General features: G+C 51.7%; 8 protein-coding genes and 2 pseudogenes. 9 read left to right on the forward strand and 1 reads right to left on the reverse strand.

The window, feature by feature from the left end; translation table 11 throughout:
• Nucleotides 1–183: 183 nt before the first annotated feature.
• The 9 genes and pseudogenes from ACYVRB_RS13620 (at nucleotide 184) to ACYVRB_RS13660 (ending at nucleotide 9,177) form a co-directional block, all read left to right on the forward strand.
• A pseudogene (locus tag ACYVRB_RS13620) lies at nucleotides 184–918 on the forward strand (DNA-methyltransferase).
• 98 nt (nucleotides 919–1,016) lie between these two features.
• A complete protein-coding gene (locus tag ACYVRB_RS13625) occupies nucleotides 1,017–1,238 on the forward strand; it encodes a hypothetical protein (protein ID WP_003606383.1) in 222 nt (73 codons plus the stop codon).
• Between the two features lie 3 nt (nucleotides 1,239–1,241).
• Nucleotides 1,242–1,739 carry an antirestriction protein ArdA gene (locus ACYVRB_RS13630; protein WP_461215990.1) on the forward strand — a complete coding sequence of 166 codons (498 nt, stop codon included), beginning with the start codon at nucleotides 1,242–1,244 and terminating at the stop codon, nucleotides 1,737–1,739.
• Between the two features lie 61 nt (nucleotides 1,740–1,800).
• A complete protein-coding gene (locus ACYVRB_RS13635; RefSeq protein ID WP_461215991.1) occupies nucleotides 1,801–2,193 on the forward strand; it encodes a conjugal transfer protein in 393 nt (130 codons plus the stop codon).
• A complete protein-coding gene (gene tcpF / locus ACYVRB_RS13640) occupies nucleotides 2,177–4,642 on the forward strand; it encodes a conjugal transfer ATPase TcpF (protein WP_461215992.1) in 2,466 nt (821 codons plus the stop codon). Before ACYVRB_RS13635 ends, tcpF begins: the two co-directional genes overlap by 17 nt.
• Complete coding sequence (locus tag ACYVRB_RS13645) at nucleotides 4,629–6,722, forward strand: CD3337/EF1877 family mobilome membrane protein (protein ID WP_461215993.1); 2,094 nt, start codon at nucleotides 4,629–4,631, stop codon at nucleotides 6,720–6,722. The genes tcpF and ACYVRB_RS13645 overlap by 14 nt, the downstream gene beginning before the upstream one ends.
• A complete protein-coding gene (locus ACYVRB_RS13650) occupies nucleotides 6,719–7,714 on the forward strand; it encodes a bifunctional lytic transglycosylase/C40 family peptidase (RefSeq protein ID WP_461215994.1) in 996 nt (331 codons plus the stop codon). The genes ACYVRB_RS13645 and ACYVRB_RS13650 overlap by 4 nt, the downstream gene beginning before the upstream one ends.
• 9 nt (nucleotides 7,715–7,723) lie before the next feature.
• A complete protein-coding gene (locus ACYVRB_RS13655; RefSeq protein ID WP_014571616.1) occupies nucleotides 7,724–8,257 on the forward strand; it encodes a hypothetical protein in 534 nt (177 codons plus the stop codon).
• On the forward strand, nucleotides 8,254–9,177 hold the full coding sequence (locus ACYVRB_RS13660) for a conjugal transfer protein (RefSeq protein ID WP_461215995.1): 924 nt from the start codon (nucleotides 8,254–8,256) through the stop codon (nucleotides 9,175–9,177). The genes ACYVRB_RS13655 and ACYVRB_RS13660 overlap by 4 nt, the downstream gene beginning before the upstream one ends.
• 171 nt (nucleotides 9,178–9,348) lie before the next feature.
• Here the strand turns inward: ACYVRB_RS13660 and ACYVRB_RS13665 are convergent.
• A pseudogene (locus ACYVRB_RS13665) lies at nucleotides 9,349–9,466 on the reverse strand (IS30 family transposase); the annotation flags it as partial.

The following is a 9,466-nucleotide window of genomic DNA, read 5'->3' on the forward strand; positions in this document are numbered from 1 at the left end:
CGTGATGGTTTTCGTCGACTCAACCTTAGCATATAGGCGCACCCAATGGGTGAAACACCAAAGCAGCGCAGTCCCGTGTGAATCATGGGATTGCGCTGCTTTTTTGAAATTCTATGAATAATCCAGGGGAGTATCAACGCAATCGAACTAGACGTCATCTACAATCGCGAGTGTCTGGAAGGCATGGCGGACTTACCGACAGCCTCCATTGACATGATCCTATGCGACTTGCCGTATGGCACCACAGCCAACGCTTGGGACAAGGTGATCCCGTTTGAATACCTCTGGGGTCAATACGAACGGCTCATCAAACCCCAAGGCGCGATTGTGCTAACCGCAACTGAACGGTTCTCTGCGGACTTAGTGCAATCAAACCCAGCCTTGTATCGCTACAAGTGGGTCTGGATCAAGAATACCGTCACCAACTTCGTCAATGCTAAGAACCGCCCGCTATCCCGGTTCGAGGAGATTCTCGTCTTCTCAAAAGCGGGCACGGCCAATTTTGGCAACTCTCCTGATACCAAAGGCATGAACTACTTCCCCCAAGGGCTGCTCCCCTATAACAAAACCGTCAACTCGCGTAAGTACGAGAACTCAAATCAGTTACACCCGCGGAATGCGCCCGACACGTACACGCAAGAGTGGACTAACTACCCGTCTGACGTACTCAACTACAAGTCTGATCGCACCGGCTGGCACCCGACACAAAAGCCCGTCGATCTTTTTGCCTACCTCATCAAGACTTACACCCAGCCGGGCGAAATCGTTCTGGATAATTGTATGGGGTCTGGCACCACCACGATTGCCGCAATGGACACTGACCGCCATTTCATCGGCTATGAAATTAGCTAAGAATACTGGCGGCGCGCCCTTGACCGCATCAAGCACCACCACGCAACCCAAACTGAACTATTCTGATTCGTCACTCATGAGCCGGTCGCCGCTGACCGCGCCAAAACAGCGTTAATCTCGAAGGGAGCCCCGGTCACAAAACTAAAAATCAAAGGATGATTATTATGAATTTCGGACAAAACTTGTTTAACTGGTTCACCTCCAACGCCCAGAGCTTGGTGCTGATGGCGATTGCCATTATCGGTGTTTACCTTGGCTTCAAGCGAGAATTCTCTAAGCTCATCGGTTTTCTGGTCATTGCGATTATCGCCGTGGGGCTGGTGTTCAACACTGCTGGGGTCAAGGACGTGCTGTTGAACCTGTTCAACCGCGTCATGGGAGCCTAGCCGATGGACGACATCAAAGTCTTTATTGCCAATCTTGGCAAGTATAACGAGGGCGAGATTGTCGGCGCATGGTTCACGCCACCAATCAACAACGAAGAACTCGCAGAAAAATTAGGACTGAATGACCAGTACGAAGAATACATGGTTCAGGACTACGAAGGCCCCGTTGTCTTTAGTGAGTATTCAACGATTGGCGAGATCAACGAAGCTGCCGCAGCCGTCGAAGCGTTGAAAGGCACCGAGATTTACCCAGCTATCAAAGAGCTTATTGGCGAATGGTACGACAACGTGATCGAACTCGCCGCACACAAGGATGACATTGCCTGTTATCACGTTGCGAACATGACTGAGTTGGCCGAAGAACTGGCCGACGAAGGCTGGTTCGGCGACATTCCGCCACAAGTTGAAAACTATATCGACTATGCCAAGGTCGGTCGTGACCTCGAAGTTGAAGGAGGTTTCGTTGAAACACCTCATGGCATCTACCAATTATTAGACTAACTCTCTGGGCTGGCGCTGCAAAAGGCGTCAGCCTTTTTATCTCACCATGAAAGGAGATCACATGAAGAAAGTCAGATCCTACACCAGCATCTGGTCGGTCGAAAAGGTGTTGTACGCCATCAATGACCTGCAACTACCGTTCCCGATCACATTTACGCAAATGACATGGTTCATCGTCAGTCTGTTTGCGGTCATGCTGCTGGGCGACTTACCGCCTCTGTCATTCATTGACGGCACATTTCTCAAGTACGTTGGCATTCCTGCCGGGCTAACGTGGTTCATGAGCCAAAAGACCTTCGACAACAAGAAGCCAATGGGATTCCTGCGGTCGGTAATCAACTATGCCATTACCCCAAAGCTCACCTATGCTGGTAAGCCCGTGAAGTCGCAGAAAGAGAAACAGAACACTGCTGTGACCTACGTCTGGAGGTACCACAATGAAATTTCCGATTAAGTATATCGAAGACAATCTCGTCTGGAACACTGACGGCGAGTGCTACGCCTATTTTGAACTGATTCCGTACAACTACTCGTTTCTAAGTCCCGAACAGAAGCAACAAGTCCATGAGAACTTCCGCCAACTAATCTCCCAGAATCGTGATGGCAAGCTCCATTTATTGCAGCTCGCCACCGAAGCCAGTGTTCGGGACACTCTCGACCGCTCGAAGAAGTTGGTCAAGGGGTCGCTGAAAGACATCGCCTTCCAGCATATCGACGGCCAAGCGGAAGCGTTGACCGAAAACGTCGGTGACAACCAAGTGGACTACCGCTTCTTCATCGGTTTTAAGCTGTTGCTGAACGACGCTGAGGTTACCGCCAAGTCCATCTTCAAGGATATGTCCTTGGGTATTCGGGACTTCTTCGCCGAGTTCAACACAACGTTTGCTGGTGACTTCTTCACCATGAACAATGCGGAGGTGGAACGTTACGCCAAGTCCGCTAAGTTCCTTGCCGAAAAAATTGGTCGCCGGTTCAAAGTTCGTCCGCTCGATAAGAACGACTTCGGCTACTTGTTGGAGCACTTATACGGCATGACGGGGCAAGATTACGACGACTATGAATACCACTTGCCCCGCAAGAAGTCCAAGCGCGACACAATTCTCAAGCGATATGACCTGATCAAGCCAACACGCTCACTGATTGAGCAGCACCAACGCTCGATCAAGATCACCCACGGACTGGATAGTAGTTACGTGACGTACCTGACGCTTTCCGACATTGTTGGTGAATTGGAGTTTCCCGGCAGTGAAATTTTTTATTTCCAACAAAGCCAGTTCGACTTTCCAATCGACACCAGCTTAAACGTTGAAATCGTGACGAACAAGAAGGCGCTGACCAAGGTACGCAACAAGAAGAAGGAACTCAAGGACTTGGACGAACACGCCTACCAGTCCGGCAACGAAACGACACGCGGCGTCAGCGACGCTTTGGATTCGGTCGATGAACTTGAAAGCAATCTTGATCAGACCAAAGACGCGATGTACAAGATCAGCTACGTCATTCGCGTGGCTGGGCGTAGTGAAGACGAAATGAAACGCCGCGCCGACCAATTACTCGACTTCTACGACAGCCTCAACATCAAACTCGTACGACCATTCGGCGACATGCTGGGGCTGCACGGTGAGTTTATCCCGGCCTCGAAGCGCTATATCAACGACTATATTCAATATGTGACCAGCGATTTCATCGCCTCACTGGGCTTTGGTGCAACGCAATCACTTGGTGAAAAGGAAGGTATCTACATCGGCTACAACGTGGACACCGGACGCAACGTCTACTTGCAACCGGACATTGCCGCACAAGGCATCAAGGGCACCGTCACCAACGCCTTGTCTGCTGCCTTTCTTGGTAGCTTAGGCGGCGGGAAGTCCTTCTCGAACAACCTGCTCGTCTACTACGCCGTACTTTACGGCGCACAAACACTGATTCTTGATCCGAAGTCAGAACGTACCGGTTGGGCGGAGAACCTCGACTTTATGGAAAACGAGATCAATATCGTCAACCTGACCAGTGAGGAACAAAACCGTGGGCTGCTTGATCCTTATATCATCTTGTCCAACTTGAAAGATTCGGAATCGTTGGCCGTTGATACCCTGACCTTCCTCACGGGGATTTCAAGTCGTGATTCCGACCGGTTCCCGACACTGCGCAAGGCGATTCGGGCAGTGACGCAAGCGCCCGAACCGGGACTGTTGAAAGTCATTGATGAACTCCGCCGCGAAGACACACCAATCGCACGCAACATTGCCGATCATATCGAATCCTTCACGGACTACGATTTTGCAGCGCTGCTGTTCTCTGACGGTACGGCGCGGCGGACAATCGCCCTTGACCGCAAGATCAACATCGTGCAAATCGCAGACTTAGTGCTGCCAGACGCCGACAAGACGCAGGAAGAATACATCACTGCGGAAATGCTGTCCGTCGCTATGCTCATGATCATCAGCACGTTCGCGATTGACTTCATTCACCAAGACCGCGCTCAATTCAAGATCGTGGACTTGGACGAAGCCTGGGCTTTCTTGAACGTGGCGCAGGGTAAGGCGTTGTCCATGAAATTGATTCGTGAAGGTCGTTCGATGAATGCCGGGGTCTACCTCGTCACTCAAAATGCGGACGACTTACTCGACGAAAAGATGAAAAACAATATCGCCCAGAAGTTTGCTTTCCGTAGTACCGACATCACGGAAATCAAGAACACGCTGAACTTCTTTGGCCTTGATGCCGAAGACGAAGGCAATCAGAATCGGCTCCGGTCGCTCGATAATGGGGAGTGCTTGTTCCAAGACATCTGGGGGCACGTCGGCGTGCTGCACTTCGACTATATCTTTGAACACCTACACCACGCCTTTGACACTCGGCCACCGAAACCCGTGGAGGTGATCGCTGATGAAGAAAGCTAACCGTCGGCAGCTACTGCTGTTCCTCGGTGTTGTCGCGGCATTCATGTTAGTGCTAATGCTCGCTGGCGGTCAACCGGTACACGCTGCGGGATTGGTTGACGATCAGTCTGGCAGCTCTAACGAATATTCCAAGTACCCGTTGTCGCACTACCAGCTCGACTACTTCGTCGATACGAGTTGGGACTGGCTCCCGTGGAACTGGGGCGATGGCATCGGTAAGTCTGTGAGCTATGGCCTGTATGCCATCACCAACTTCTTGTGGACACTCTCGGTCTACCTGTCAAACGCTGCGGGTTATCTGATTCAGCAAGCCTACTCGCTGGACTTCATCAAAGATACGTCTGACGCGATTGGGAAGAACATGCAGCTCTTGGCTGGAGTGTCAAAGGACGGCTTCACTACTGACGGCTTTTACCCCGGCTTACTCCTCATGATTACGCTGGTAGTCGGCATCTATGTCGCCTACACCGGTATCATCAAACGCGAGACCTCCAAAGCCATCTCGGCAATCGTCAACTTTGTGGTGATCTTCATCACGTCAGCCAGCTTCATCGCCTACGCCCCGGACTACGTGAGCAAAATCAATGAGTTCAGTTCAGATATCAGCACCAGCGCGCTCAACACTGGCTCCAAGATGATTATGGGCACTGATACAGCCACCGATAAATCAGGCGTCGACGCGATCCGTGACACTCTGTTTGAAATTCAGGTGAAGCAGCCGTGGACACTTTTGCAGTTTGGCGACAGCGACGCTGATACCGTTGGCAAGGATCGCGTAAACACGTTAATGAAAACCAACCCGTTTGGCGACAAAGGCAAAACCCGTACCGACGTGGTCAAGGCTGAAATTGAAGACAACGATAACGAGAATCTCTCGCCAACTATGACGATCAATCGCCTTGGTACCACGACCTTTGTTGTCCTGTTCAACATGGCGATCACCTTGTTTGTCTTCTTCCTGACGGCAATGATGCTGTTCAGCCAGATACTCTTTATCATCTATGCGACGTTCTTACCGGTGTCGTTCTTACTCGCTATGCTGCCGTCCTTTAACGGATTGATGAAGCAGAACATTATGAAGCTTTTTAACACCATCATGACACGAGTTGGCGTGACGCTGGTGATCACGATGGCGTTCTCGCTATCGACAATGGTCTACGGATTATCGGCCACCTCACCGTTCTTCCTCGTGGCCTTCCTGCAAGTTACCATCTTCGCCGGTATCTGGATGAAGCTCGGCGACCTGATGGGCATGATGCAGCTACACAGCTCTGACGTCCAGCAAGGCGCACAACGCTTCTCGCGTCGTGGGAACCGCATGCTACGACAGTTCGTCGGTAGTGCCATGGGTGGCGCAATGGCCGGACGCTTCCTGTCGCGGGGCTATGGCAAGGGGCGTGGAACACCACAGCTCCCGACAGGAACGCAACGCGAACAGACTGCGGACGCTACCAAACCGCAACAACCCAAGAAGCCACGCAGCCAACGACTGGGTGAGAAACTTGCCGATGTATCTGATGTCGGCAACAAGCTCAAAGACAAGACCAAGCGCGGCCTTGATCAGGTGAAGGACGCACCAACCAACGTTTTATATGGTCTGCATCGTGGTAAGCAACTGACTAAGGAGGCCGCCGAAACTGCGAAGGACAGCTTCAAGGGGCGGCGTGAGGCCAATCAGCAGGAACGCGACAAACAGCTTGAGCAGCGGCGTAAGCAAATGCAAGAACGCAAGCTCGCAATCAAGCCTAAAGCTGATCCTGAAAAGCCAAAACCAACGGCTACCAAGCCGCCGGTTGAACCAACTCGTAAGCCAACAACTGCCACCCCTCCCAAGCCAAAGCCCGAACAAGCTGATACCAGTGGGCAACCTAAGCGTGCTGCCACGAAGCCAACATCAACTCGGCCTCCACGTCCAGCCACGAAGCCGCAAGCAGAACCCACCATCACACCACACCAAGAACTCACTCCGTCAACGGATAGACCCAAGAAGCCACTGACCCTCGTTTCCGAAAAGCCAGCCAAGCCACGCAACCCAAAGCCACAGCGGATCAAAAAGGCTAAGGGGCATAAGAAGCGATGAAACTCTGGCGCTGGTTAGCGCTTGCCGCATTCCCAATACTGTTGATTGGCGGTCTGTTTTTTGCAGTCATCGCCTCTGATGATGACGAAGACCAGCCCGCCTCTGCGATCACAGCCGACGCGATGAACTTATCCGCTGAAGTCTATAAGCATAAGCTGACAGTCGAAAAGTATTGCAAGGAGTTCGGTATCCCCGACCAGGTGATGGTGATACTCGCCATCATGCAGGTTGAATCAGGTGGTAAGGGTGGCGACGTGATGCAAGCTAGTGAATCGCTGGGACTACCAGTCAATACACTAGATACCGAAGCGTCCATCAAGCAAGGCGTGAAGTATTTCGCGTCGCTACTGAAAAGCATGAAGGCTGCGGGCGTAGATCTCAACACTGCGATTCAAAGCTATAACTACGGTGGCGGCTTTATTGATTACGTTGCGAAGCACGGCAAAAAGTACACGCTGGAACTGGCAACCGCGTTTGCCAAAGAGAAGTCTGGGGGTAAGAAAGTCACCTACACCAACGCAGTAGCCAAAGACGGTTGGCGTTATGCCTACGGGAACATGTACTACGTGTCGGTCATCTCGCAATACCTTGTCACAGGTGGTGCGAAGTTCGACGACAAAACGGTGCAAGCCATCATGGACGAAGCGCTCAAATATCAAGGCACTCGTTATGTGTTCGGCGGCTCAACGCCAACAACGGGCTTCGACTGTTCCGGGCTAACCAGTTGGTGTTACAGCAAAGCCGGGATCAAACTCCCCCGCACCGCACAAGCACAATACGACGCCACGGCACACCTGAACATCAAAGCCGCCAAACCCGGCGACTTAGTGTTCTTCCACTCAACCTATGACACTGCCGACTACGTGACCCACGTTGGTATCTATGTCGGCGGCATGAAAAAGTACAATGCGGGCGACCCGCTTGGCTATGCCGACCTGAACTCAAGTTACTGGCAAGCCCACCTGATCGGCGCCGGGCGTGTGAAGAAGTAGGTGAAGACAATGGATCAAAACGGTATCGGTTATTTTGACTGGATGGATCTCATCACTAACACCTACGACGACGCACTGCAAAAGGCGCACGTCGATCTCAAATTTGGTGACAATCGCGCACTACGCAACAAGGAACTCGACTTTGCGTCAAGCGAATGGGAACGCATCAAGTTCTTCAAACAACGCCTGCCCAACACCGACGACCTCTGCCACGTCCTCGACCGCTTTGTTGACCGAATGCCAGAGATGGAGTATGGGCACCGGCGCGAGTATCGCCTCGCTGTCGCGCATGAAGTGGCCGTTGATCGATGGCTCAAGGGCAAGGTGTTTGCACCAGAAGACCGTAAGTATATCCTCGACCGCGAACGCTACTTGGCCGAAGAATACTTCAACAACGACCGTGAACTCGGTCAGTATATCGAAACCGACTATGAGGGCTACAAGCGAATCTCACTACAACGCCTGTTCGTGCGTTTTCTCGATATTTACGATGACTTTTACCGCTGCTATGAAAAAAGAAAGGACAAGGTGAACAAACCTTGAATAAAGATCAAAATCAAAAGAAAGGCTGGTTCAAGAAACAGCCAGCCGCCCCAAAGCCGCCTAAGATCAGACATCCCGGCTTGCGTCGTCCGGTCACGCTGCTTTGCTGGGCGGTATTGATCGGTAGCACCAGCTTCGGCGTCTACAAGAACATGACCGCTATCGACACCCACACGGTGCATGAAGTCCAAGTGATCAAGACCAAGGTGATCGACACGCACGCCTTGGCGACATTCACTACCGACTTCGCTAAGCTCTACTACTCGTGGCAGCCGAGCCACGAAGCCCTCGATCAGCGGCAGAAAGCCTTGCAGCCGTATCTTGTGGAACAACTGCAATCGCTGAACGCGGATACGGTGCGGAGCGATATTTCCACCACAGCCACAGTGAGTGAGGTCAAGGTCTGGGACGTGAGCAAGACAGCCAAAGACACGTTCCGCGTACTATTCACGGTGAAGCAAGACCTCACCAAGGGCAAAGACAAGAAGTCAGTGACCAGCACCTACACCATCAACGTCATGCAAAATGACAACGGCGATATGGTGGTCACCAAGAACCCAACCGTCGCTGCGGAACCAGCAACAGCTCGAATCAAGTTACCAGACACCCAATCTGATAACACGGTAGCTAGCAGCACTGCCGATGACGTAACTAAGTTTCTCAAGACGTTCTTCGCCTTGTACCCGAAAAGCGATCGCAATGAACTCAAATATTATGTCAAAAACGGCACGCGACCAATCGAACGCAACCTTAAGTTCGTGGAACTTCTAGATCCAGTCTTTAAGAAGACTAAGAACAGCCTGACCGTCACCTTATCAGTGAAGTATCTCGACACTGACAATGATATGAGCCAAGTCTCGCAATACACCCTGACCCTATCTAAGCAAAGCAACAATTGGTTTATCACTGACGGTATCTGACAAAAGACCCGACACGGCCTCCACGCAAGCATGCGCATGGGTCGTGCCGGGTCTTGTCGTTATTCTGCTTGCGTAGCAGTGTCACGGGCGCGGACTTTACGGGGTCTAGAATTTTTGGTGTTGGTAGTAATCAACACTGGAGATGCTAGACCCTTTTTAGATGACGAATTGTCAACTCAAGTGCAACTTTTTACCCATGAAGACTTCTGATGGCGTCTTCCAGCCTAAGACCTTGCGTGGTCGATTATTCAGTTGTTCAATGTAAGTCTCAATTTCCTGGTCGCTCTGA

This window comes from Lacticaseibacillus boliensis (assembly GCF_054784775.1).

Bases quoted from the DNA above. Each gene is read 5' to 3' on its own strand.
- ACYVRB_RS13625 (WP_003606383.1), top strand. From the start codon at position 1,017: ATGAATTTCGGACAAAACTTGTTTAACTGGTTCACCTCCAACGCCCAG.
- ACYVRB_RS13630 (WP_461215990.1), top strand. From the start codon at position 1,242: ATGGACGACATCAAAGTCTTTATTGCCAATCTTGGCAAGTATAACGAG.
- ACYVRB_RS13635 (WP_461215991.1), top strand. From the start codon at position 1,801: ATGAAGAAAGTCAGATCCTACACCAGCATCTGGTCGGTCGAAAAGGTG.
- tcpF (WP_461215992.1), top strand. From the start codon at position 2,177: ATGAAATTTCCGATTAAGTATATCGAAGACAATCTCGTCTGGAACACT.
- ACYVRB_RS13645 (WP_461215993.1), top strand. From the start codon at position 4,629: ATGAAGAAAGCTAACCGTCGGCAGCTACTGCTGTTCCTCGGTGTTGTC.
- ACYVRB_RS13650 (WP_461215994.1), top strand. From the start codon at position 6,719: ATGAAACTCTGGCGCTGGTTAGCGCTTGCCGCATTCCCAATACTGTTG.
- ACYVRB_RS13655 (WP_014571616.1), top strand. From the start codon at position 7,724: ATGGATCAAAACGGTATCGGTTATTTTGACTGGATGGATCTCATCACT.